This window comes from Escherichia sp. E2562 (assembly GCF_005781075.1).
Classification (GTDB): Bacteria; Pseudomonadota; Gammaproteobacteria; order Enterobacterales; family Enterobacteriaceae; genus Escherichia.
The window spans coordinates 43,715-68,600 of the sequence record NZ_VATM01000015.1 but is presented as its reverse complement, the minus strand read 5'-3'; the positions used below and the strand labels follow the sequence as shown (position 1 = coordinate 68,600).

General features: G+C 48.9%; 21 protein-coding genes, 1 other RNA gene and 1 pseudogene. 17 read left to right on the top strand and 6 right to left on the bottom strand.

Features of this window, described 5'->3' with window-relative positions; genetic code table 11:
- Positions 1 to 32: 32 nt before the first annotated feature.
- The 9 genes and pseudogenes from ydiK (at position 33) to FEK43_RS18225 (ending at position 9,308) form a co-directional block, all read left to right on the top strand.
- Positions 33 to 1,145: an AI-2E family transporter YdiK gene (gene ydiK / locus FEK43_RS18265; protein ID WP_000248636.1), complete on the top strand. Its 1,113-nt coding sequence runs from the start codon at positions 33 to 35 to the stop codon at positions 1,143 to 1,145.
- Between the two features lie 186 nt (positions 1,146 to 1,331).
- An RNA gene (rprA, locus tag FEK43_RS18260) (antisense sRNA RprA) lies at positions 1,332 to 1,439 on the top strand.
- 134 nt (positions 1,440 to 1,573) lie between these two features.
- The gene (locus FEK43_RS18255) at positions 1,574 to 1,930 is read left to right on the top strand and encodes a YdiL family protein (protein ID WP_130208240.1); all 357 of its coding nucleotides are present in this window, start codon (positions 1,574 to 1,576) and stop codon (positions 1,928 to 1,930) included.
- A 97-nt stretch (positions 1,931 to 2,027) separates the two neighbouring features.
- Entirely contained in the window at positions 2,028 to 3,242 is a 1,215-nt protein-coding gene (locus tag FEK43_RS18250) for an MFS transporter (protein ID WP_135406818.1), read from the top strand.
- A 226-nt stretch (positions 3,243 to 3,468) separates the two neighbouring features.
- Positions 3,469 to 4,735, top strand: a pseudogene (locus FEK43_RS18245) (MFS transporter).
- A gap of 11 nt (positions 4,736 to 4,746) precedes the next feature.
- Positions 4,747 to 5,613 carry a quinate/shikimate dehydrogenase gene (gene ydiB / locus FEK43_RS18240; protein WP_130208246.1) on the top strand — a complete coding sequence of 289 codons (867 nt, stop codon included), beginning with the start codon at positions 4,747 to 4,749 and terminating at the stop codon, positions 5,611 to 5,613.
- A gap of 30 nt (positions 5,614 to 5,643) precedes the next feature.
- Positions 5,644 to 6,402, top strand: coding sequence for a type I 3-dehydroquinate dehydratase (gene aroD, locus FEK43_RS18235; RefSeq protein ID WP_135406821.1), 759 nt, complete (start codon positions 5,644 to 5,646; stop codon positions 6,400 to 6,402).
- Between the two features lie 145 nt (positions 6,403 to 6,547).
- Complete coding sequence (locus FEK43_RS18230) at positions 6,548 to 8,143, top strand: acyl CoA:acetate/3-ketoacid CoA transferase (RefSeq protein WP_135406824.1); 1,596 nt, start codon at positions 6,548 to 6,550, stop codon at positions 8,141 to 8,143.
- 13 nt (positions 8,144 to 8,156) lie between these two features.
- Entirely contained in the window at positions 8,157 to 9,308 is a 1,152-nt protein-coding gene (locus tag FEK43_RS18225; RefSeq protein WP_000347861.1) for an acyl-CoA dehydrogenase, read from the top strand.
- Positions 9,309 to 9,351: 43 nt separating this feature from the next.
- On the opposite strand, the gene FEK43_RS18220 is transcribed toward FEK43_RS18225, so the two are convergent.
- Positions 9,352 to 10,263, bottom strand: coding sequence for an AraC family transcriptional regulator (locus FEK43_RS18220; RefSeq protein ID WP_130208252.1), 912 nt, complete (start codon positions 10,261 to 10,263; stop codon positions 9,352 to 9,354).
- Between the two features lie 315 nt (positions 10,264 to 10,578).
- On the opposite strand from FEK43_RS18220, the gene FEK43_RS18215 reads away from it, so the two are divergent.
- From FEK43_RS18215 to fadK, 5 genes are read left to right on the top strand one after another with little or no spacing between them, the layout of a single operon-like run.
- The gene (locus FEK43_RS18215) at positions 10,579 to 11,343 is read left to right on the top strand and encodes an electron transfer flavoprotein (RefSeq protein ID WP_135406828.1); all 765 of its coding nucleotides are present in this window, start codon (positions 10,579 to 10,581) and stop codon (positions 11,341 to 11,343) included.
- Between the two features lie 19 nt (positions 11,344 to 11,362).
- Positions 11,363 to 12,301, top strand: a complete 939-nt coding sequence (locus FEK43_RS18210; RefSeq protein WP_135406832.1) for an electron transfer flavoprotein subunit alpha — start codon at positions 11,363 to 11,365, stop codon at positions 12,299 to 12,301.
- A 54-nt stretch (positions 12,302 to 12,355) separates the two neighbouring features.
- A complete protein-coding gene (locus FEK43_RS18205; protein ID WP_135406836.1) occupies positions 12,356 to 13,645 on the top strand; it encodes an FAD-dependent oxidoreductase in 1,290 nt (429 codons plus the stop codon).
- The gene (locus FEK43_RS18200; protein WP_000081086.1) at positions 13,642 to 13,935 is read left to right on the top strand and encodes a ferredoxin family protein; all 294 of its coding nucleotides are present in this window, start codon (positions 13,642 to 13,644) and stop codon (positions 13,933 to 13,935) included. The genes FEK43_RS18205 and FEK43_RS18200 overlap by 4 nt, the downstream gene beginning before the upstream one ends.
- Before the next feature lie 56 nt (positions 13,936 to 13,991).
- Positions 13,992 to 15,632 carry a medium-chain fatty-acid--CoA ligase gene (gene fadK, locus FEK43_RS18195; RefSeq protein WP_138158684.1) on the top strand — a complete coding sequence of 547 codons (1,641 nt, stop codon included), beginning with the start codon at positions 13,992 to 13,994 and terminating at the stop codon, positions 15,630 to 15,632.
- 50 nt (positions 15,633 to 15,682) lie between these two features.
- On the opposite strand, the gene FEK43_RS18190 is transcribed toward fadK, so the two are convergent.
- From FEK43_RS18190 to ppsA, 5 genes are all read right to left on the bottom strand, one after another.
- Complete coding sequence (locus FEK43_RS18190) at positions 15,683 to 16,426, bottom strand: SDR family oxidoreductase (RefSeq protein ID WP_130218913.1); 744 nt, start codon at positions 16,424 to 16,426, stop codon at positions 15,683 to 15,685.
- 12 nt (positions 16,427 to 16,438) lie between these two features.
- Positions 16,439 to 16,918 (bottom strand): YhcH/YjgK/YiaL family protein, encoded by a 480-nt coding sequence (locus tag FEK43_RS18185; RefSeq protein WP_130218911.1) that lies wholly within the window; start codon positions 16,916 to 16,918, stop codon positions 16,439 to 16,441.
- Positions 16,919 to 16,928: 10 nt separating this feature from the next.
- On the bottom strand, positions 16,929 to 17,888 hold the full coding sequence (locus FEK43_RS18180) for a 2-hydroxyacid dehydrogenase (protein ID WP_135406839.1): 960 nt from the start codon (positions 17,886 to 17,888) through the stop codon (positions 16,929 to 16,931).
- A gap of 35 nt (positions 17,889 to 17,923) precedes the next feature.
- On the bottom strand, positions 17,924 to 19,324 hold the full coding sequence (locus FEK43_RS18175) for an anion permease (protein ID WP_001278076.1): 1,401 nt from the start codon (positions 19,322 to 19,324) through the stop codon (positions 17,924 to 17,926).
- Positions 19,325 to 19,813: 489 nt separating this feature from the next.
- On the bottom strand, positions 19,814 to 22,192 hold the full coding sequence (gene ppsA / locus FEK43_RS18170; protein ID WP_135406842.1) for a phosphoenolpyruvate synthase: 2,379 nt from the start codon (positions 22,190 to 22,192) through the stop codon (positions 19,814 to 19,816).
- A gap of 332 nt (positions 22,193 to 22,524) precedes the next feature.
- On the opposite strand from ppsA, the gene ppsR reads away from it, so the two are divergent.
- The 3 genes from ppsR (at position 22,525) to hemP (ending at position 24,884) form a co-directional block, all read left to right on the top strand.
- Positions 22,525 to 23,358: a posphoenolpyruvate synthetase regulatory kinase/phosphorylase PpsR gene (gene ppsR, locus FEK43_RS18165; protein WP_000368046.1), complete on the top strand. Its 834-nt coding sequence runs from the start codon at positions 22,525 to 22,527 to the stop codon at positions 23,356 to 23,358.
- A 156-nt stretch (positions 23,359 to 23,514) separates the two neighbouring features.
- Positions 23,515 to 24,561, top strand: coding sequence for a 3-deoxy-7-phosphoheptulonate synthase AroH (aroH, locus tag FEK43_RS18160; protein ID WP_131161178.1), 1,047 nt, complete (start codon positions 23,515 to 23,517; stop codon positions 24,559 to 24,561).
- Between the two features lie 131 nt (positions 24,562 to 24,692).
- Positions 24,693 to 24,884: a hemin uptake protein HemP gene (gene hemP / locus FEK43_RS18155; RefSeq protein ID WP_001270810.1), complete on the top strand. Its 192-nt coding sequence runs from the start codon at positions 24,693 to 24,695 to the stop codon at positions 24,882 to 24,884.
- Positions 24,885 to 24,886: the final 2 nt, after the last annotated feature.

Below are 24,886 nucleotides of genomic sequence, written 5' to 3'. Positions count from 1 at the left end.
GATTTGACGCAAAAAAAAGGTGAAAAGTAGTTATGGTAAATGTTCGTCAGCCCAGGGATGTCGCACAAATTCTGCTTTCGGTGCTGTTTTTAGCCATCATGATTGTGGCATGTCTGTGGATCGTTCAACCCTTTATTCTCGGCTTCGCATGGGCCGGTACGGTGGTTATCGCCACCTGGCCGGTATTGTTACGTTTGCAAAAGATCATGTTTGGCCGCCGCTCTCTCGCCGTTCTGGTAATGACGTTGCTCCTGGTGATGGTGTTTATCATCCCTATCGCCTTACTGGTTAACAGTATCGTCGACGGCAGTGGCCCGTTAATTAAGGCCATCTCCAGTGGCGATATGACATTACCGGATTTAGCGTGGCTTAATACCATTCCAGTGATTGGCGCGAAGCTGTACGCAGGCTGGCACAATTTGCTGGATATGGGCGGCACGGCAATTATGGCGAAAGTCCGTCCTTATATTGGCACCACTACCACCTGGTTCGTCGGGCAAGCCGCGCATATCGGGCGCTTTATGGTGCATTGTGCCTTGATGCTGCTCTTCAGTGCCCTGTTGTACTGGCGCGGTGAACAGGTGGCGCAAGGCATCCGCCATTTTGCGACCCGTCTGGCGGGCGTTCGCGGTGATGCTGCTGTACTGCTGGCGGCACAAGCTATCCGCGCAGTGGCGCTGGGCGTTGTGGTGACTGCGTTAGTGCAGGCAGTGCTTGGCGGTATCGGTCTGGCCGTTTCTGGTGTGCCTTACGCAACGCTGCTAACGGTATTAATGATCCTCTCCTGCCTTGTTCAGCTAGGCCCGCTGCCAGTGTTGATTCCGGCGATTATCTGGCTCTACTGGACCGGCGATACCACCTGGGGAACGGTATTGTTAGTGTGGAGTGGTGTGGTTGGCACTCTGGATAACGTCATCCGCCCAATGCTAATTCGCATGGGCGCAGATTTACCGCTGATTCTGATCCTCTCCGGGGTTATTGGTGGTTTGATTGCTTTCGGTATGATCGGTCTGTTTATTGGTCCGGTACTACTGGCTGTTTCCTGGCGTCTGTTTGCCGCGTGGGTTGAAGAAGTCCCGCCGCCGACTGACCAGCCGGAGGAAATTCTCGAAGAGCTTGGCGAAATCGAGAAACCGAATAAGTAAATCACTTATCAGGCGGCTTTGCCGCCTGATTGTTAATCACAGCTAATTGATATTTCATTCCTCCAGTCCGTATTTTCCTGCTTACCGCCATTCAGCTGGTAGTTCCTGTCGCAAATCCTTTACAGTTTTTAAACTAATGAGACGAATCTGATCGACGCAAAAAGTCCGTATGCCTACTATTAGCACACGGTTATAAATCAACATATTGATTTATAAGCATGGAAATCCCCTGAGTGAAACAACGAATTGCTGTGTGTAGTCTTTGCCCATCTCCCACGATGGGCTTTTTTTTAACATTTTTTGCTTCATTACCCCGCCTCTCGTTCTTTCCAATAATGTTGCACAAGATACTGTGACTCTCTTCAAGCCGTAAGCAGGCTGATAATGTTATTTATATTTTATTCTTTTTTTCATGCAGCCATTACACGATGAACGCTTATGAACTCCAGGCACTACGCCATATTTTTGCTATGACCATTGATGAATGCGCGACCTGGATTGCCCTGACGGGCGACAGTGAAAGCTGGCAACAATGGGAGAAAGGCAAAACGGATATTCCTGACGAGATAGTTGAAAAACTTCTGGCAATGCGCCAGCAAAGAAAAAGGCATCTTCACGCCATCATAGAAAAAATAAACAACCGCATCGGCAACAACACCATGCGTTTTTTCCCCAATTTAATCGCATTTCAACATATCTACCCTGAAGGTAATTTTATTGACTGGAAGATTTACCAGTCTGTCGCAGCTGAATTATATGCGCACGATCTGGAACGCCTGTGTTGATATTTTAACGGGATACAACGGACGTCATGACAAAAATAATAAACGGATGCTGACATAACAACAGCAACTTTTTAAGCAATATTGCTAAGTAGATCTTATGAAAAATCCCTACCTCCCTACCGCGCTTGGGTTGTATCTCAATTACCTGGTGCATGGTATGGGTGTCATTTTGATGACTTTAAATATGGCCTCGCTGGAGACGCTCTGGCAGACCAATGCTGCGGGCGTCTCAATTGTCATCTCATCATTAGGCATTGGTCGATTAAGTGTCTTATTTTTTGCAGGATTACTATCCGATCGTTTTGGCCGACGTCCTTTTATCATCATGGGGATATGCTGCTATCTGATGTTCTTTTTCGGCATTCTGCATGCAAATAACATTATCATCGCGTATGTATTTGGTTTTCTCGCCGGTATGGCAAATAGTTTTCTTGATGCAGGCACCTACCCCAGCCTGATGGAAGCTTTTCCTCGCTCGCCTGGCACAGCCAATATTTTAATTAAAGCCTTTGTCTCCAGCGGACAATTTTTATTGCCGCTAATTATCAGCCTGTTAGTGTGGGCTGAACTGTGGTTCGGTTGGTCTTTTATGATTGCCGCAGCAATTATGATCGTTAACGGTCTGTTTTTATATCGCTGTACCTTTCCACCACATCCGGGACGTCGCTTACCTGAAGTAAAGAAACCCACCACCGCCGCGAAGCATCGTTGCTCAATTATCGATTTAGCCAGCTATACCTTATATGGCTATATCTCAATGGCAACCTTTTATCTGGTAAGTCAGTGGCTGGCACAATACGGACAATTTGTCGCAGGTATGTCTTACACCATGTCGATCAAATTACTCAGTATCTACACTGTAGGGTCGCTACTTTGTGTATTTATCACCGCGCCACTCATTAGCAAAGCGGTTCGTTCAACAACATTGTTGATGCTGTACACTTTTATCTCATTTATCGCCCTGCTCACCGTCTGCCTGCATCCCATATTTTATGTGGTGATAATATTTGCTTTCGTCATCGGTTTTACCTCCGCAGGTGGTGTTGTACAAATTGGCCTGACGTTAATGGCGGAACGTTTTCCCCATGCCAAAGGAAAAGCAACGGGGATCTATTACAGTGCGGGCAGCATTGCAACATTTACCATTCCGTTGATTACGGCTCATCTTTCGCAAAGAAGTATTGCCGATATTATGTGGTTCGATACCGCCATCGCTGCTATCGGCTTTTTACTGGCGCTGTTTATTGGCGTACGCAGTCGAAAAGAAGCACAACATCCATCATTAACGGAAAATGTCGCTACTGGTGCGTAATGCAATATTCTTATAAGGTCATGCAAGATATTACGGATAAATTATTCTTCCTGCGCTAATTAAGGAAAATCGCGATCAAAAACAAACTATCACATGCAACATTCCTGGAAACATAAACTTTATGCCATGTACCCAGAGAAAATCATCTTCAGTATAGTGATTATGAAAACCGTCGAAATACAACACTGACGGTAACAAAATTATCTTTCAGCAAGGAGCTGTGAAAATGTCTCAAAATAAGGCTTTCAGCACGCCATTTATCCTGGCTGTCCTTTGTGTATACTTCAGCTATTTCCTACATGGCATTAGTGTTATTACGCTTGCACAAAACATGTCATCTCTGGCAGAAAAGTTTTCTACCGATAACGCCGGTATCGCCTATTTAATTTCTGGTATCGGTCTGGGCCGTCTGATAAGTATTTTATTCTTCGGTGTAATCTCCGATAAATTTGGTCGACGAGCAGTAATATTCATGGCCGTTGCCATGTATATGCTGTTTTTCTTTGGTATTCCGGCCTGCCCAAGTTTAGCTCTCGCTTACGGTCTGGCAGTGTGCGTTGGTATCGCCAACTCAGCCCTGGATACCGGTGGATATCCGGCGTTGATGGAATGCTTCCCGAAAGCCTCGGGTTCAGCCGTAATATTGGTTAAGGCGATGATATCGTTCGGGCAAATGCTCTATCCGATGCTGGTGAGTTATATGCTGTTGAATAACATCTGGTACGGTTATGGGCTGATTATCCCAGGCATCGTATTTGTGCTGATCACGCTGATGCTATTGAAAAGTAAATTCCCAGGCCAGTTGGTGGATGCCAGCGTAGCTGGTGAACTACCGCAAATGAACAGTAAGCCGTTAGTCTGGCTGGAAGGTGTTTCATCGGTGTTGTTCGGTGTTGCCGCATTCTCGACCTTTTATGTAATTGTCGTGTGGATGCCCAAATATGCGATGGCGTTTGCCGGTATGTCGGAAGCTGAGGCATTAAAAACCATCTCTTATTACAGTATGGGTTCGCTGGTCTGTGTCTTTATTTTTGCCGCACTATTGAAAAAAATGGTGCGTCCCATCTGGGCTAACGTGTTTAACTCAGCACTGGCAACGGTAACCGCCGCTATCATTTATCTGTACCCTTCTCCACTGGTGTGTAATGCAGGGGCTTTTGTCATCGGTTTCTCTGCTGCTGGCGGTATTTTACAGCTTGGCGTTTCAGTCATGTCTGAGTTTTTCCCCAAAAGCAAAGCCAAAGTCACCAGTATTTATATGATGATGGGTGGTCTGGCCAACTTTGTTATTCCGTTGATTACCGGTTATCTGTCGAATATCGGCCTGCAATACATCATCGTTCTCGATTTTACTTTCGCGCTTCTGGCCCTGATTACCGCAATTATTGTTTTCATCCGCTATTACCGCGTTTTCATTATTCCTGAAAATGATGTCCGGTTTGGCGAACGCAATCTTAGCACCCCGGTTAAACACAATTAAGCAAAGAAATTAGAGGAGTTAATTATGGATGTTACCGCTAAATACGAATTGATTGGCCTGATGGCCTATCCTATCCGCCACAGTTTATCGCCTGAAATGCAAAACAAAGCCTTAGAAAAAGCGGGATTGCCATTTACCTATATGGCCTTTGAAGTGGATAACGATAGCTTTGCCGGAGCAATTGAAGGCTTAAAAGCCTTAAAAATGCGCGGAACCGGTGTGTCGATGCCTAACAAACAACTGGCGTGTGAATATGTTGATGAATTAACACCAGCGGCCAAACTGGTTGGCGCTATCAATACCATCGTCAATGATGACGGCTACCTGCGCGGCTATAACACCGACGGCACGGGCCATATTCGCGCCATTAAAGAGAGCGGTTTTGATATCAAAGGCAAAACGATGGTGCTGCTAGGTGCCGGTGGTGCCTCAACGGCGATTGGCGCGCAAGGCGCGATTGAAGGTTTAAAAGAGATTAAAATCTTCAACCGTCGGGATGAATTCTTCGACAAAGCCCTCGCCTTCGCACAACGGGTCAACGAAAACACCGATTGTGTCGTCACCGTGACCGATCTCGCCGATCAGCAAGCCTTTGCTGAAGCCCTGGCTTCCGCCGACATTTTAACCAACGGCACAAAAGTGGGTATGAAGCCTCTTGAAAATGAATCATTAGTTAACGATATCAGTTTGTTACATCCAGGACTGCTGGTCACTGAATGCGTGTATAACCCGCATATGACGAAGTTATTGCAGCAGGCGCAACAAGCAGGTTGCAAAACGATTGATGGATACGGCATGTTGTTGTGGCAAGGGGCTGAACAGTTCACGTTATGGACTGGCAAAGATTTCCCTCTGGAATACGTTAAACAGGTCATGGGGTTCGGCGCCTGACAGGCTGACCGCGTGCAGAAAGGGTAAAAAATGAAAACCGTAACTGTAAAAGATCTCGTCATTGGTACGGGCGCACCAAAAATCATCGTCTCGCTGATGGCGAAAGATATCGCCAGCGTGAAATCCGAAGCTCTCGCCTATCGTGAAGCGGACTTTGATATTCTGGAGTGGCGTGTGGACCACTTTGCCGACCTCTCCAGCGTGGAGTCTGTCATAGCCGCGGCAAAAATCCTCCGTGAGGTAATGCCAGAAAAACCGCTGCTGTTTACCTTCCGTAGCGCTAAAGAAGGCGGCGAACAGGCGATTTCTACCGAGGCTTATATTGCACTCAATCGTGCAGCCATCGACAGCGGTCTGGTCGATATGATCGATCTGGAGTTATTTACCGGCGACGATCAGGTTAAAGAAACCGTCGCCTATGCACATGCGCATGATGTGAAGGTTGTCATGTCCAACCATGACTTCCACAAAACGCCGGAAGCCGAAGAGATTATTGCCCGTTTGCGTAAAATGCAGTCCTTCGACGCTGATATTCCTAAAATTGCGTTGATGCCGCAAAGCACCAGTGATGTCCTGACGTTGCTTGCCGCTACCCTGGAGATGCAGGAGCAGTATGCCGATCGTCCAATCATCACGATGTCGATGGCAAAAACTGGCGTAATTTCCCGTTTGGCTGGTGAAGTATTTGGTTCAGCCGCAACGTTTGGTGCAGTAAAAAAAGCCTCTGCGCCTGGGCAAATATCGGTGAATGATTTGCGCACAGTATTAACTATTTTGCACCAGGCGTAATAAATAACGTACCGGCGGGAGTAACCTTCCCCGCCGTATTAAAAAAATATTTTTAAAGAGTATTTGATAAAAATATTCTGTGGGTATCTGTGCGCTATTTTTAATGCTTGCGCGGAGAAATCCACACCTGAATCAGGAAAAAATAATGAAACCTGTAAAACCACCTCGTATTAATGGACGAGTGCCGGTCCTGTCAGCACAGGAAGCGGTAAGTTATATTCCCGACGAAGCAACACTTTGTGTATTAGGTGCGGGTGGCGGTATTCTGGAAGCCACCACATTAATTACCGCTCTTGCTGACAAATATAAACAAACCCAGACACCGCGTAATTTAGCGATTATTAGTCCAACAGGGCTTGGCGATCGCGCCGATCGTGGTATTAGTCCGCTGGCGCAAGAAGGTCTGGTGAAATGGGCATTATGCGGCCATTGGGGACAATCACCGCGTATTTCTGAACTCGCAGAACAAAATAAAATTGTTGCCTATAACTATCCACAAGGTGTGCTCACTCAAACATTGCGCGCTGCTGCTGCCCACCAGCCAGGAATTATTAGCGATATTGGTATCGGAACGTTTGTCGACCCTCGCCAACAAGGCGGCAAACTGAATGAAGTGACTACAGAAGACCTGATTAAACTGGTCGAGTTTGATAATAAAGAATATCTCTATTACAAAGCGATCGCGCCAGATATTGCTTTTATTCGCGCTACAACCTGCGACAGCGAAGGCTACGCAACCTTTGAAGATGAAGTGATGTATCTCGACGCATTGGTTATTGCCCAGGCGGTGCACAATAACGGCGGTATCGTGATGATGCAGGTGCAGAAGATGGTTAAGAAAGCCACGCTGCATCCTAAAGCTGTCCGTATTCCAGGTTATCTTATCGATATTGTGGTGGTCGATCCGGACCAAACCCAACTGTATGGCGGTGCGCCAGTTAATCGTTTTATTTCTGGTGACTTCACACTGGATGACAGTACCCAACTTAGCTTGCCTCTTAATCAGCGTAAATTAGTCGCGCGGCGCGCATTGTTTGAAATGCGCAAAGGTGCCGTGGGTAATGTCGGTGTCGGTATTGCCGACGGTATTGGTCTGGTCGCCCGGGAAGAAGGTTGTGCTGATGACTTTATTCTGACGGTGGAAACAGGCCCAATTGGCGGTATTACTTCGCAAGGTATCGCCTTTGGCGCGAACGTGAATACCCGCGCCATTCTGGATATGACTTCCCAGTTCGATTTTTACCACGGCGGTGGTCTGGATGTCTGTTATTTGAGTTTTGCCGAAGTCGACCAGCACGGTAACGTCGGGGTGCATAAGTTCAATGGCAAAATCATGGGTACAGGTGGATTTATTGATATCAGTGCCACCTCGAAGAAAATCATTTTCTGCGGCACGTTAACTGCGGGCAGTTTAAAAACAGAAATTGCCGATGGTAAATTAAATATCGTCCAGGAAGGACGGGTAAATAAATTTATCCGTGAACTACCGGAAATTACTTTTAGCGGAAAAATCGCGCTCGAACGGGGACTGGATGTTCGTTACATCACCGAACGCGCTGTATTCACCCTGAAAGAAGACGGTTTGCATTTAATCGAAATTGCCCCTGGCGTCGATTTGCAAAAAGATATTCTCGACAAAATGGATTTCACCCCAGTTATTTCACCAGAACTGAGAATGATGGACGAAAGATTATTTATCGATGCGGCGATGGGTTTTGTCCTGCCTGAAGCGGCTCATTAACAGGAGTATCACGATGGATTTTTCTTTAACTGAAGAACAAGAACTGCTGCTGGCCAGTATTCGCGAACTGATTACGACTAACTTTCCGGAAGAGTATTTCCGCACCTGCGATCAAAACGGTACATATCCGCGTGAGTTTATGCGGGCGCTGGCAGATAACGGCATTTCTATGCTTGGCGTGCCGGAAGAGTTCGGCGGCATCCCTGCGGATTACGTCACCCAGATGCTGGCGCTGATGGAAGTGTCAAAATGCGGTGCTCCGGCGTTTTTGATTACCAACGGTCAGTGTATTCACAGCATGCGCCGTTTTGGTTCTGAGGAGCAGCTACGTAAAACGGCAGAAAGTACCCTGGAAACCGGCGACCCTGCCTATGCCCTGGCGTTGACGGAACCCGGTGCTGGCTCAGATAACAACAGCGCCACCACCACTTACACGCGTAAAAATGGCAAGGTTTACATCAACGGACAGAAAACCTTCATCACCGGTGCGAAAGAGTACCCGTATATGCTGGTGTTGGCGCGCGATCCAGAACCGAAAGATCCGAAAAAAGCCTTCACCCTGTGGTGGGTTGAGTCCAGTAAGCCCGGCATTAAGATCAATCCGCTGCATAAAATCGGCTGGCATATGCTTAGCACCTGCGAAGTTTATCTCGACAACGTGGAAGTTGAAGAGAGCGACATGGTAGGCGAAGAAGGAATGGGTTTCCTCAATGTGATGTACAACTTTGAGATGGAGCGCCTGATCAACGCCGCGCGCAGCACTGGCTTTGCCGAATGCGCATTCGAAGATGCCGCCCGCTATGCCAACCAGCGTATCGCTTTTGGTAAGCCAATTGGTCATAACCAGATGATCCAGGAAAAACTGGCGCTGATGGCGATTAAGATCGACAACATGCGCAACATGGTGTTGAAAGTGGCATGGCAAGCCGATCAGCATCAGTCACTGCGCACCAGCGCGGCGCTGGCAAAACTGTACTGCGCACGCACTGCAATGGAAGTCATTGATGATGCAATTCAAATCATGGGCGGGTTGGGCTACACCGATGAGGCACGCGTCTCCCGCTTCTGGCGTGATGTCCGCTGTGAACGGATTGGCGGTGGTACTGACGAGATTATGATTTACGTTGCAGGTCGGCAGATCCTGAAAGATTACCAGAATAAATAATCTTCAGGCGGCGCAGCTTCTGACAAAAACTGCGCCGTCAGATTTATCCGGCAAGACTTACAGGTTCAGAAAATTCAGATAAGATTTCTTGTTCAGCAAAACAATTTTTAAATTGTTTGCGGTAATCACTGGGAGAACAGCCAACATGGCGCAAAAACAGTTTGGCAAAATGATCGACATTTTCATAACCCACGCGCCAGGAGATTTCTGCCTGCGACAAATCGGTATTGGTCAGCAACCATTTCGCTTCCGTCATACGCCGTTGAATGACGTAGTTAATGGGAGAAATTCGATACTCTTTAGTAAATTCATGACAAATATAACTGACGCTGGCACGAAATTTTTTCGATAACTGTTCTAAAGTGATTTTTTCGCGGTAATTATTATTAAGATAAAAGAGAATATCTTTTATCAGGACATCTTTTTTAATATACCCCTGCTCCGAACGATAGGCATTTTTAAAGTTTTCGTAATAGAGAATCGCTAACGTATAGGAAAATGCATCCCACACTGAAGATGTGTTGCCATTTTTACTTTGCGGTAAAATCACACTTAATTCATTAAAAAGTGTTTTGATGACCTCTTTTCCCTGCCCTGCGGCAATTACCGGACAAGAATGCGGTTGCAGTAACTGATTTTCTTCTGCGCCCTGAAACTGAAAACCGTAAAGCGCACAGGTACAAGTCGTTGCCGGGTCGTTAGCATCTGAGGCCACCGCGTGCAGTCTGCCACGCTCTATCACCACAATGTCATCGGCATGTGCCACATAGAGCGAAGAATCAATGGTAAACCTTGCCACCCCTTTCTTAACATAAATCAGCTCGGTTTCATTATCATGAACGTGATGTCCCGACTCCCATTTAGGATCGTCACTAAACGCAAAGCGCGAAAGTCGTGGCGTTTTACCGGCGACAAACAGCGTTTCGCTGGCATTATCAAAACAGCGTTGATACATGACAACCTCCCTATTCCATGAGCAAGTAAAAACAATATATGCCGGATAAAATACGGCGTGTATTGCGGTTATACAACCGCATTTAGCGAGAGCTAAACAAGATTATTTACATTGAATGCAAGATAGTACGTAAACGATGGCATAATATTGCCACTTATTGTGCTTTTGTTTTAACGATCTCATTTTTTTTGCAAGATTGTTTGCAAGGAAAACAGATTGCTCCGTCGAAAACCCCGCCCTGCTATCGCACACTATTTTCAGACCATTTTTACCTTCCATCGGAGATGGTTCCGTATGCGACCCACAGGAGAAATCATGAAAATAATAACCTGCTTTAAGCTGGTGCCTGAAGAACAGGACATTGTTGTCACTCCCGAGTACACCCTCAATTTCGACAATGCCGATGCCAAAATTAGCCAGTTCGATCTCAATGCCATTGAAGCCGCAAGCCAGCTTGCAACGGATGATGATGAGATAGCCGCGCTGACCGTTGGCGGTTCATTGTTGCAGAACTCAAAAGTGCGTAAAGACGTGTTATCCCGCGGACCGCACTGTCTGTACATGGTGCAGGATGCCCAGCTTGAGCATGCACTGCCTCTCGATACCGCAAAGGCGCTGGCGGCAGCAGTTGAAAAAATCGGCTTCGATTTACTGATCTTTGGTGAAGGTTCCGGCGATCTTTATGCCCAGCAGGTTGGCTTGCTGGTCGGAGAAATTCTGCAACTTCCGGTGATTAATGCTGTGAGTGCTATTCAGCGTCAGGGCAATACACTGGTGATTGAACGCACGCTTGAAGATGAAGTTGAAGTGATCGAACTCTCTGTTCCAGCCGTGCTGTGCGTCACGTCAGATATTAACGTGCCACGCATTCCATCGATGAAAGCCATTCTCGGCGCGGGCAAAAAAACGGTACATCCGTGGCAGGCGAGTGATATCGGCTGGAGCCAGGCCACGCCGCTTGCTGAACTGATCGGCGTTCGCGTACCGCCGCAAACAGAACGCAAACACATCATTCTCGATAACGATTCGCCGGAAGCCATTGCCGAGCTGGCGGAACATCTGAAGAAAGCCCTGAACTAAAGCCTACGGAGAAGAAACGATGAGTCAATTAAACAACGTCTGGGTCTTTAGCGATAATCCTGAACGTTATGCCGAACTGTTTGGCGGCGCGCAGCAATGGGGCCAACAGGTGTATGCCATTGTACAAAATACCGACCAGGCACAGGCCGTTATGCCTTATGGTCCAAAATGTATTTATGTTCTTGAGCAAAACGATGCTCTGCAACGCACTGAAAATTACGCTGAAAGCATTGCTGCCCTGCTGAAAGATAACCCCCCCTCTATGTTGCTGTTGGCCGCAACGAAACGCGGTAAAGCGCTGGCAGCACGGTTAAGTGTGCAACTGAATGCGGCGCTGGTGAACGATGCCACGGCGGTGGATATTGTCGATGGTCACATTTGCGCCGAACACCGCATGTATGGTGGATTAGCGTTCGCCCAGGAAAAGATCAACAGCCCGCTGGCGATCATTACCCTTGCGCCCGGTGTTCAGGAACCTTGCACCAGTGACGCCTCGCATCAGTGTCCGATTGAGACTGTGCCTTACGTTGCTCCGCGTCATGAAATTCTTAGTCGCGAACGCCGTGCGAAAGCGGCAAGCAGCGTGGACCTGAGCAAAGCAAAACGCGTGGTCGGCGTCGGTCGTGGTCTGGCAGCACAGGATGACCTGAAAATGGTCCACGAACTGGCAGCGGCACTCAATGCTGAAGTCGGTTGTTCACGCCCGATTGCCGAAGGCGAGAACTGGATGGAGCGTGAACGTTATATCGGTGTCTCCGGCGTGTTGCTGAAATCCGACCTCTACCTGACGCTGGGGATCTCCGGGCAGATCCAACATATGGTTGGCGGCAATGGCGCAAAAGTGATTGTCGCCATCAATAAAGATAAAAATGCGCCAATCTTCAACTATGCCGACTACGGTCTGGTGGGCGATATCTACAAAGTCGTCCCTGCCCTGATTAGCCAGTTGAGTCGCTAATTCCCTTTCAACTACATCTCCCGCTGTAAACGCAGCGGGAAGGGAGCATAACGCATGTCGGATGACAAATTTGATGCCATTGTGGTCGGTGCGGGCGTTGCCGGTAGCGTTGCCGCATTGGTCATGGCGCGAGCCGGACTGGATGTCCTGGTGATAGAACGCGGCGACAGTGCCGGATGTAAAAATATGACCGGCGGGCGTCTTTATGCCCACACGCTTGAAGCGATCATTCCAGGCTTTGCTGCATCAGCGCCGGTAGAACGCAAAGTCACACGCGAGAAAATCTCCTTCTTAACCGAAGAGAGCGCCGTTACCCTCGATTTTCACCACGAGCAGCCAGATGTTCCTCAACACGCTTCTTATACCGTATTGCGCAATCGTCTCGACCCGTGGTTGATGGAACAAGCCGAACAGACGGGCGCGCAGTTTATCCCGGGCGTTCGCGTCGATGCGCTGGTTCGTGAAGGTAACAAGGTCACTGGCGTCCAGGCCGGGGATGATATTCTCGAAGCCAATGTGGTGATTCTGGCTGATGGCGTTAATTCAATGCTTGGCCGTTCGCTGGGAATGGTTCCCGCCTCCGATCCGCATCATTACGCTGTTGGCGTTAAAGAAGTCATTGGCCTCACGCCGGAGCAAATCAACGATCGCTTTAACGTCACTGACGATGAAGGTGCCGCCTGGCTGTTTGCCGGTTCCCCTTCTGACGGTCTGATGGGCGGCGGATTCATCTACACCAATCACGATTCCGTATCGTTGGGTCTGGTTTGTGGATTGGGTGATATCGCCCATGCGCAAAAAAGCGTGCCGCAAATGCTGGAGGATTTTAAACAGCACCCCGCCATTCGCCCACTGATTAGCGGTGGCAAACTGCTTGAATATTCCGCGCATATGGTGCCGGAAGGCGGTCTGGCAATGGTGCCGCAACTGGTTAACGATGGTGTGATGATCGTCGGTGACGCCGCAGGCTTCTGCCTCAATCTGGGCTTTACGGTTCGCGGAATGGATTTAGCCATCGCATCGGCCCAGGCGGCTGCCACAACGGTGATTGCCGCCAAAGAACGCGCGGATTTTTCTGCCACTAGTCTGGCGCAATACAAACGCGAGCTGGAACAAAGCTGTGTTATGCGCGATATGCAGCATTTTCGCAAGATCCCAGCGCTGATGGAAAACCCGCGCCTGTTTAGTCAGTATCCGCGCATGGTCGCCGATATCATGAACGATATGTTCACTATTGACGGCAAACCAAACCAGCCGGTACGAAAAATGATTCTCGGACATGCGAAGAAAATCGGGCTGATTAATCTGCTGAAAGATGGCATTAAGGGAGCAACCGCGCTATGAGCCAGAACGCTACGGTCAACGTTGACGTCAAATTAGGCGTCAACAAATTCCATGTTGATGAGGGCCACCCACATATCATTCTGGCGGCAAATCCCGACATCAATGAATTTCAAAAATTAATGAAAGCCTGCCCTGCCGGACTGTATAAGCAGGATGACGCGGGAAACATTCATTTTGATTCCGCCGGTTGTCTGGAGTGCGGCACCTGCCGGGTGCTGTGTGGCAACACTATTCTCGAACAATGGCAATACCCCGCAGGCACCTTCGGTATTGATTTCCGTTACGGCTAATTACGCTTCCCACAGGCCCGCACATCGGGCCTGACGTTCTGTTTCGAGAGTTCAAAATGAAAGTGACATTAACGTTTAACGCGCAGCGTCGTGCAGCCTATCGACAACAAGGATTGTGGGGCGATGCTTCGCTGGCCGACTACTGGCGGCAGACTGCATGCGCGATGCCAGACAAAATAGCCGTTGTCGATAATCATGGCGAATCGTACACCTATAGCGCACTCGATCACGCTGCGAACTGTCTGGCAAGCTGGTTACTGGCTAACGGTATTGAATCGGGCGATCGTATCGCTTTTCAATTGCCTGGCTGGTGTGAATTTACCGTTATCTATCTTGCCTGCCTGAAAACCGGTGCAGTTTCCGTGCCGTTGTTGCCTTCCTGGCGAGAAGCTGAACTGGTGTGGGTGCTCAATAAGTGTCAGGCAAAAATGTTTTTTGCACCGACATTGTTTAAACAAACGCGTCCGGTAGATTTAATCCTGCCACTGCAAAATCAGCTTCCACAACTACAACAGATCGTCGGCGTGGATAAGCTGGCCCCCGCCACCTCGTCTCTCTCGTTAAGTCAGATTATTGCGGACAATCCCCCGCTGGTCGCCGCAACATCGGTCCACGGCGATGAATTAGCGGCGGTGCTATTTACCTCCGGAACTGAGGGTATGCCAAAGGGCGTGATGCTAACGCATAATAATATTCTCGCCAGCGAGCGGGCTTATTGCGCGCGGCTGAATCTGACCTGGCTGGATGTCTTTATGATGCCTGCACCACTCGGTCACGCGACGGGGTTTCTGCATGGTGTAACAGCGCCGTTTTTGATTGGCGCCCGCAGCGTGTTGTTAGATATTTTTACCCCGGAAGCCTGTCTCTCGCTGCTTGAGCAACAACGTTGTACCTGTATGCTCGGCGCAACGCCGTTTGTTTATGACCTTTTAAATCTACTTGAGAAACAGCCTGCCGACCTTTCTGCGCTGCATTTCTTTCTTTGCGGCGGCACCACGATCCCCAAAAAAGTGGCGCGTGAATGCCAGCAACGCGGCATTAAATTATTAAGCGTTTATGGTTCCACGGAAAGCTCGCCACATGCAGTGGTGAATCTCGACGATCCTTTGTCGCGCTTTATGCACACCGATGGTTACGCTGCCGCTGGGGTGGAAATTAAAGTGGTCGATGATGCACGCAAGACCTTACCGCCAGGTTGCGAAGGTGAAGAGGCTTCGCGTGGCCCTAATGTGTTTATGGGTTATTTTGATGAACCTGAATTAACCGCTCGTGCGCTGGATGAAGAAGGCTGGTATTACAGTGGCGATCTCTGCCGCATGGATGAAGCTGGCTATATAAAAATTACCGGACGCAAGAAAGATATTATTGTTCGCGGCGGCGAAAATATTAGCAGCCGTGAGGTGGAAGATATTCTATTGCAGCATCCTAAAATTCACGATGCCTGTGTGGTTGCGATGCCCGATGAACGTTTAGGTGAACGTTCATGCGCTTATGTCGTGCTGAAAGCGCCGCATCATTCATTATCGCTGGAAGATGTAGTGGCATTTTTTAGCCGTAAACGGGTCGCGAAATATAAATACCCTGAACATATCGTGGTGATCGAAAAACTGCCGCGCACGGCCTCCGGTAAAATACAAAAATTTTTGTTACGCAAAGATATTCTTCAACGGCTGGAACAAACATGCGTTGAGGCATAATTCATAAATAATAAAGCACCTTATACGCAAGGTGCTTTATTCAATCCCGATTAACCACGTCCGACATATGGCATATTATTTGCCATAATCGTTATTTCCAGCACATTCGTGGTTACTGGCAACTGGGCCATCATCTGAATGGCTGCTGCAACATCAGCAACATTCATCATATCTTCCGCTTTAATAGCGCCATCTGCCTGATAAACGCCCTTACGCATCCGATTCGATAATGTCGTTTCCGCATTGCCGATATTAATTTGCCCGCAAGCGATATTAAATTTGCGACAATCAAGGGAAATGGCCTTGGTCAACCCGGTAACAGCATGTTTCGACGCCGTGTATGCCGCAGTATAAAGGCGCGGTGTCAGTGCGGAAATCGACGCATTGTTAATAATGCGTCCTCCCATTGGCTGCTGCGCTTTCATGATTTTAATCGCTTCTTTCGAACACAAAAATGTCGAGTGAATATTGGCGTTAAACACGCGTGTCCACTCAGTAAACTCAACCTCTTCAATACTTTTTGCCGGACTATTATTGCCCGCATTATTGAACAAGAGATCCAGTCGACCAAAACGAACCTTAATCTCGGCAAATAGTGCAACGACAGCGGACTCATCCGTGACATCAGCAACCAGAGGAATAAAGCGTTCCTTGGCTAAACCTTGTGCACATTGCTGTAAGGTTTCTTCGTTACGCGCGGCAACAATAACAGTATATCCAATGTCATAGAGTGCCTTTGCTGCCGCGTAGCCGATACCTTTACTTCCCCCTGTCACCAGGGCAATTTTTGTCATAGCCAGCTCCGCCTATAATAAACTCATGTCGATTTTCACGACTGTTTTTTTGATTTTCTCCACGTTATCGACTTTATAACATGCCCGATGTACCTCTTCCGGGAAGACCACCACAAACTGTCCTGGTGTCAACGTGATTATCCGATCATTAATACGTTCATCAGCATAAAAAATAACGTCACGGTCGCCGAGGTGGCTTTCTACAACCGAGTTTTCTCCATCATCAAAATCCACACAAATCCGCTCTTCTCCGGCAATTAAGAAATGGACATCAAGATATTTACGATGAACTTCTGGTCGGCATTCATGTAGTGGTTTAGTCATCGGTTCAACCACGGTATAAAATATTGAGTCATCCTGAATAAAAACCTTTTCCCCCACAGGAACACTATTCAGCTCATGCTGTGAAAGATACTCAATGACACGAGCAATGACAGGATGAAATGTCCGCTTTTGTTGTTCACTAAGATACGCGATATCACCATAAATCATATTTCCCGCCTTATTGAGTAACAGGGGTAATAACTGGCTGTCCGCTAAAGAAAGCCTGTAAGTTATCAAAAACCAAATCTGCCATTGCATTAAACGTTTCGCTCGTACCACTGGCGATATGTGGCGTCAGGACAACGTTATCCAGCGACATTAATTGTTCTGGCACATGTGGTTCGTTGGCATAAACGTCCAGTGCCGCACCAGCAATGATGTTATTTTGCAGAGCATCAATCAGATCGGTTTCGTTCACCACTGATCCCCGGGAAATACTGATCAAATGTCCGGTTTTCCCCAGAGCCTGCAGCACAGTTTTGTCGATAACGCCGCGTGTACTTACCCCGCCTGGCAGCGTCAGAACGAGGAAGTCCACCGCTTGCGCCAGAGAAACCAGCGAATCATGCGCCGTCCATTCAGGTTTGTTATGCGGTTTTGGGTCGAAATAGTGAATTTCCATTTCAAATGCTGCTGCACGGCGGGCTACAGCATTACCAATGTTCCCCAGACCAACAATTCCGCAACGTTTACCACTCACTTTCGTCGCCATCGGGAAACGCCCTTCGTTTGGCCAACGACCGCCACGAACATAACGATCGGCAATGTTAATACGTCGGGCAACATTGAGTAACAACGCCATGCCAATGTCTGCAACACAGTCATTAAGCACGCCAGGTGTGTTGGTGACGATAACGCCATGCTCCCTGGCTGCCACGATATCAATAGGGTCATAGCCCACACCATTGCTGGCAATAATCTTCAGATTCGGAAATTTTTCAATTAGCGCCCGAGAAGCTCCCATTACCGGATTACCACTGGTCACCAGCGCCTTAATATCCGGCGCGATCTGCGTGTAAAAAGCGTCTGTGTCGGTCAGTTCCCACAGGCGATATGCGGTGAAGGTAGATTCAACTTTAGCCATTAAGCGGTCGCTTAATTTGCCGACGATCGCTACCTGAATATCTTTTAAGTTCATACACTATTCCTTGATTGATGTTTGCCGCAGGCCACTTACCACAGGCCAAGAATTTTCCACCACACCGCCCCCAGTCCGAACCAGATGACAATGTTCAACAACATGACGATAAAGCCCAGCCGCCACCATTCTCGTTGCGAGACATAGCCAGCGCCGTAATAGATCACTGCGGGTCCATTGCCATAATGCGAAATGCCGCTCATCAGGTTAGTGACGAACGCCAGTGACAGAGCCGCCATCATCGGCGGTGCGCCAGCAGCAACCGAGACGCTGCCAAAAGCGGCATACATCGCCACTACATGCGGCGTACTTCCGGCAAAGAAATAGTGGGAATAGCAGTAAACTATCAGCAAAACCGTCAGTGTTATTTCCCAGGGAATGCCGGTGAACAGAGCCGAGGTTGTGACGGCGAACCATTTGAACAGGCCAAGCTGATTGAGCTTATCTGCCATACAAATCATGACGCCCAGCCAGACCAGAATGTCCCAGGCCCCCTTCTCTGACTGCACATCCTGCCAGGTGATAATCCGGGTCATCAACATTAAACAGACGCCGGAAAGCGCGACAGCGGTCGCATCCAGACCAGTCCATTTCGATGTACTCCAGGCCAATAATGAAAGCAGGAAAATGCCAATCGTCACGCGCTCATCTCGGGTTACCGGCCCCATTTTGATAAGTTCTTCCTGTGCCAACGCTTTGGCTTCTGGCGTCTTTTTGATCTCTGGCGGGTAGAGTTTGTAAATGACCAACGGCATAGTGATAAAAGCGATAATGCCCGGCACCAGTGCGCTTAGCGTCCACATCCCCCATGAGATATCGACAAATAAGGTGCTGGCCGCCAGAGATACAATGAGTGCATTTGGCGCGCTGGCCGTCATAAACATCGAGGATGAGAGACAGTTGGAATGGAACACCGTCTGCATCAGATAAGCGCCAATTTTACGCGGCCCTTGATCCGGTTCAGATCCAAAGCTGTTAGAGACACTGCGAACAATCGGGAACAAAATTCCCCCTGCTCGCGCTGTGTTTGATGGCGTTGCGGGCGCGATAATCATATCGCTTAGCGCCAATGTATAACCCAGACGTAACGAGCTGCCGCCAAATCCGCGAATCAGCAAATAGGCGATACGCCGCCCCAACCCCGTTTTGATGAATCCTTTCGCGTACAGGAATGCGGCGACAATAAGCCATACCGTGGTGCTGCTGAAACCTTTTAAGGCTTCGCTGGTTTTCATCATGCCGGTCAGCATAATAAAACTGATGGCTATTAACGCGATAGCGCCTACCGGCAACGGTTGCAGAATAAACGCCACCACAGTGGTGATGAATATGGCCAGAATGTGCCAGGTTAAGGGTGTTAATCCGTCAGGGACGGGGGAAAACCATATAGCGAGTGCGACAATCGCACAAATCAGGACTTTCAAATAGCAACTCATATGCAATCCCTGTAGCTGTTTCCCTCCGCTCGCGGAGGGAATTTATCCTGTTTTCTGTACAGCCAGACAAATCAGAAAATCGGTTTTAGTTCGAATAAATTCTCTGAATTACATAATCTGCGCTTATGTCTGAATAACGGTGCGGTAATTTTTCATATCCATATCCCTTTTTATGCTGTGGTTGAAGACAGTATAAAAACGGGACTCGCCAGTGACTTCGTGCAATCCAACGAACTCTGGACGAAAAAATTACGCATATGCTTAAGGAAATTGACGAGTGGTCACATTCGGCTTTGAGAAAAAACAGTATCGAGAATTATTCTGTGGAGAGGATCGCAAACGAATTAAAATCAGAAAGAACACCAGCCAATTATTCAGATGATGCCCGGAAGCTTTTTATATTGCACGAGCGCGTTTGCCCGAAGTAGGTTGATAAAAGGTGGGGATATAGAAATGGACCCGGCGACTGAACGCCGCCGGGTATTTATTTTATTTCTTCAGTTCAGCCAGGCTTAACCAGGTTTGCACCACGGTGTCCGGGTTCAGAGACAGGCTATCGATCCCCTCTTCCATCAGCCATGCAGCAAAGTCTTCGTGGTCAGACGGTCCCTGACCGCAAATGCCGACATATTTGCCCTGTTTCTTCGCAGCACGGATCGCCATCGACAGCAGTGCTTTCACGGCGTCGTTGCGCTCATCGAACAGTTCAGACACCACGCCGGAGTCGCGGTCCAGACCGAGCGCCAGCTGTGTCATGTCGTTTGAGCCGATAGAGAAACCGTCGAAATATTCGAGGAACTGTTCAGCCAGCAAGGCGTTGGACGGAATTTCGCACATCATGATGATTTTCAGCCCGTTCTCACCACGTTTCAGCCCCTGACGTGCCAGCTCTTCAACCACTGCTTTCGCCTGGTCTACGGTACGCACGAACGGGATCATGATCTCTACGTTGGTCAGTCCCATGTCGTTGCGCACACGTTTCACCGCTTCACACTCCAGTGCGAAGCAGTCGCGGAAGCTGTCAGAAACGTAGCGGCCCGCGCCACGGAAGCCCAGCATCGGGTTTTCTTCATGCGGCTCGTAACGCTCACCACCCACCAGATTGGCGTATTCATTGGATTTAAAATCAGAAAGACGGACAATCACGCGTTTCGGATAAAACGCGGCGCCCAGCGTCGCGATCCCTTCGGTCAGACGGCCAACGTAAAATTCGCGCGGAGAATCGAAGCCTTTCATCATCTCGCGAATTTCATTTTGTAACTGTGGTTCCTGGTCATCAAACTCAAGCAGTGCGCGGGGGTGAACGCCAATCATGCGGTTGATGATAAATTCCAGACGCGCAAGGCCCACGCCTTCGTTCGGCAGGCAGGCAAAGTCAAACGCCCGATCCGGGTTACCAACGTTCATCATCACTTTCAGTGGCAGGTCCGGCATGGTTTCCACGTTGGAGCTTTTCACGCTGAATTCAAGCAACTCAGCATAGACGTAACCAGTATCGCCTTCGGCACAAGAAACGGTGACGTTCTCACCGTCTTTCATCCGTTCGGTCGCATCACCGCAGCCCACTACCGCCGGAATACCCAGTTCACGAGCGATAATTGCCGCGTGACAGGTACGACCGCCACGGTTGGTGACGATGGCAGACGCTTTCTTCATGATCGGTTCCCAGTCCGGGTCGGTCATGTCAGTAACCAGCACGTCGCCAGGTTCGATGCGGTTCATTTCGCTGATGTCATGAATGACTTTCACCGGACCCGCGCCGATGCGATGACCGATAGCGCGGCCTTCGGCGATAATCTTGCCCTGTGAATGCAACGTATAACGTTCCATCACCTGACCGCGAGAACGTACAGTTTCTGGACGCGCCTGCACGATAAACAATTTGCCGGTGTGGCCATCTTTCGCCCACTCAATATCCATCGGGCGACCGTAGTGTTTCTCAATTTGTACGGCCTGTTTTGCCAGTTCCTGCACTTCTTCGTTGGTCAGCGAGAAGATGTCACGCTGTTCCTGCGGTACGTCTTCGATTTTAACCTGCTTGCCGTGTTCCTGGGTCGGCGCGTAGACCATGCGGATTTTTTTCGACCCCATGGTGCGGCGCACGATAGCCGGGCGATTCGCTGCCAGTGTCGGTTTATGCACGTAAAACTCATCCGGGTTAACCGCGCCCTGCACGACCATTTCACCCAGGCCCCATGCGGAAGTGATAAACACCACCTGGTCAAAGCCGGATTCGGTATCAATGGAGAACATCACCCCAGAAGATGCGAGGTCGGAGCGCACCATCCGCTGAACACCGGCGGAGAGTGCCACGCCACGGTGATCGTAACCCTGATGCACACGATAAGAGATGGCGCGATCGTTAAACAGAGAAGCAAAGACATGTTTCACTGCCACGAGAACGGCGTCAAAACCCTGAACGTTGAGGAAGGTTTCCTGCTGACCGGCAAAAGAGGCGTCCGGCATATCTTCTGCGGTGGCGGAGGAACGCACCGCAAAAGAGGCATTTTCGTCATCGGCGGAAAGCTGTGCATAGGCTTCGCGGATGGCGTTTTCCAGCTCAGGCTGGAAGGGAGTGTCGATAATCCACTGGCGGATTTGCGCGCCCGCTTTCGCAAGCTGGGTAACATCGTCAATATCCGTTTTATCCAGCAGTTCATAGATGCGCTGGTTTACGCCGCTTTGGTCCAGAAACTGGTTAAACGCGTCGGCGGTTGTGGCGAAACCATTCGGAACGGAAACGCCCATTCCGGAAAGGTTAGTAATCATTTCACCCAGGGAGGCATTTTTGCCCCCAACCCTGTCTACATCATTCATGCCGAGTTGGTTATACCAAAGCACCAGCGGTGACGAGCCATTGTTGGACATCGAACAATCCTTTTGTGATAAATGAACGGTTTGAGAAACACATTTCTGCGTATTTATCTTTGCATATTTAACCGGATGAAAAAAACGGTGAATCGTTCAAGCAAATATATTTTTTTACTTTTTAAGACTGATCCCAGCGTTGCGCAAATCCGCTATCTTCAGTAATTTCCACATAAACCATCGGTATAAACGAAAGCGTAAAAATGAAATACTGTTTTCATAAAATATAAAATTGAAGGTTCATTTTATAAACCAGGCATAACCTTCTACGCTTCTGTACGTTTTTAATTTATGCTTTCATAGAATTATGTCTGCATCACGGGAAGAACAAAATGGATAATGCTGTTGATCGCCACGTTTTTTATATTTCTGATGGTACGGCTATAACTGCGGAGGTATTAGGACACGCAGTGATGTCACAATTTCCCGTTACTATCAGCAGCATTACGCTGCCGTTTGTCGAAAATGAGAGCCGTGCTCGGGCGGTGAAGGATCAGATTGACGCAATTTATCACCAGACAGGTGTGCGCCCGCTGGTTTTTTACTCCATTGTGCTACCGGAAATCCGCGCCATCATTTTGCAAAGCGAAGGTTTTTGCCAGGATATCGTTCAGGCGCTGGTTGCCCCGCTACAACAAGAGATGAAACTGGATCCAACGCCGATTGCTCATCGTACCCATGGCCTTAACCCTAATAATCTCAATAAATATGATGCGCGCATTGCGGCGATTGATTACACCCTCGCCCATGACGACGGCATTTCGTTGCGCAATCTGGACCAGGCTCAGGTGATCCTGCTCGGCGTTTCTCGTTGTGGTAAAACCCCCACCAGCCTGTATCTGGCGATGCAGTTTGGTATCCGCGCGGCAAACTATCCCTTTATTGCCGATGACATGGATAATCTGGTGCTGCCCGCGTCGCTCAAACCGCTTCAGCATAAATTGTTCGGACTGACTATCGACCCTGAGCGTCTGGCGGCGATTCGCGAAGAGCGTCGGGAGAACAGTCGCTATGCCTCGCTTCGCCAGTGCAGGATGGAGGTTGCGGAAGTGGAAGCGTTGTACCGTAAAAATCAGATCCCGTGGATTAACAGTACCAATTATTCGGTAGAAGAGATTGCCACCAAGATCCTCGATATCATGGGCCTAAGCCGCCGAATGTACTAGAGAACTAGTGCATTAGCCTATTTTTTTGTTATCATGCTAACCACCCGGCGAGGTGTGACACACCTCGCACTTGAAATCAGCTGCGATTGGTTTATCGTGATGCGCATCACTTCCCGGTAGTCCTGCCGTTGAAGCAACAAATTTCTGAGACTTGTAATGAACAGAACTGACGAACTCCGTACTGCGCGTATCGAGAGCCTGGTAACGCCCGCCGAACTCGCGCTACGGTATCCCGTAACGCCTGGCGTCGCCAACCATGTCATTGATTCCCGCCGCAGAATTGAAAAAATACTGAACGGTGAAGACAAGCGGCTATTGGTCATTATTGGACCCTGCTCGATCCACGATCTGACCGCTGCCATGGAGTATGCCACCCGTCTGCAGGCGTTGCGCAACCAGTACCAGTCACGACTGGAAATTGTAATGCGCACCTATTTTGAAAAACCGCGTACCGTTGTTGGCTGGAAAGGACTCATCTCCGATCCGGATTTAAACGGCAGCTATCGCGTTAATCACGGCCTTGAAATGGCACGTAAGTTGCTGTTGCAGGTAAATGAACTGGGCGTTCCCACCGCGACCGAGTTCCTCGATATGGTGACCGGTCAGTTTATTGCTGACTTAATTAGCTGGGGCGCAATTGGCGCACGTACCACCGAGAGCCAAATCCACCGTGAAATGGCGTCAGCGCTCTCCTGTCCGGTAGGTTTTAAAAATGGTACCGATGGCAACACGCGGATTGCCGTGGATGCTATCCGCGCAGCCCGTGCCAGCCATATGTTCCTCTCGCCAGACAAAAACGGTCAGATGACCATCTATCAGACCAGCGGCAACCCATACGGCCATATTATTATGCGTGGCGGCAAAAAACCGAACTACCATGCCGATGATATCGCTGCAGCCTGCGATACGCTTCACGAGTTTGATTTACCTGAACATCTGGTGGTTGATTTCAGCCACGGTAACTGCCAGAAGCAGCACCGCCGTCAGTTAGAAGTCTGTGAAGATGTTTGCCAGCAAATCCGCAATGGCTCCACGGCAATTGCCGGAATTATGGCAGAAAGTTTCCTGCGCGAAGGTACACAAAAAATCGTCAGCGGTCAGCCGCTCACCTACGGTCAGTCGATTACCGATCCTTGTTTAGGTTGGGAAGATACTGAACGCCTGGTCGAAAAACTCGCCTCTGCGGTAGATTCCCGCTTCTGAATGCGTGCCCATTCCTGACGGAATGGGCATTTCTGCGCAACTTGTTGTCTTCTCAACAAATTACTGCTTGCTCTGGTTTGCCATAATATTGATAATAAGAATCATTGTTATATCAATTATTATTAATTTTTATGCGTTATACGGATAGCAGAAAACTCACGCCTGAAACGGATGCCAATCACAAGACCGCTTCCCCGCAGCCCATTCGGCGAATTACCAGCCAGACACTGTTAGGTCCTGATGGCAAACTGATTATCGATCATGACGGGCAAGAATATCTGCTCCGTAAAACTCAGGCTGGCAAGCTGCTGTTGACCAAGTAGCC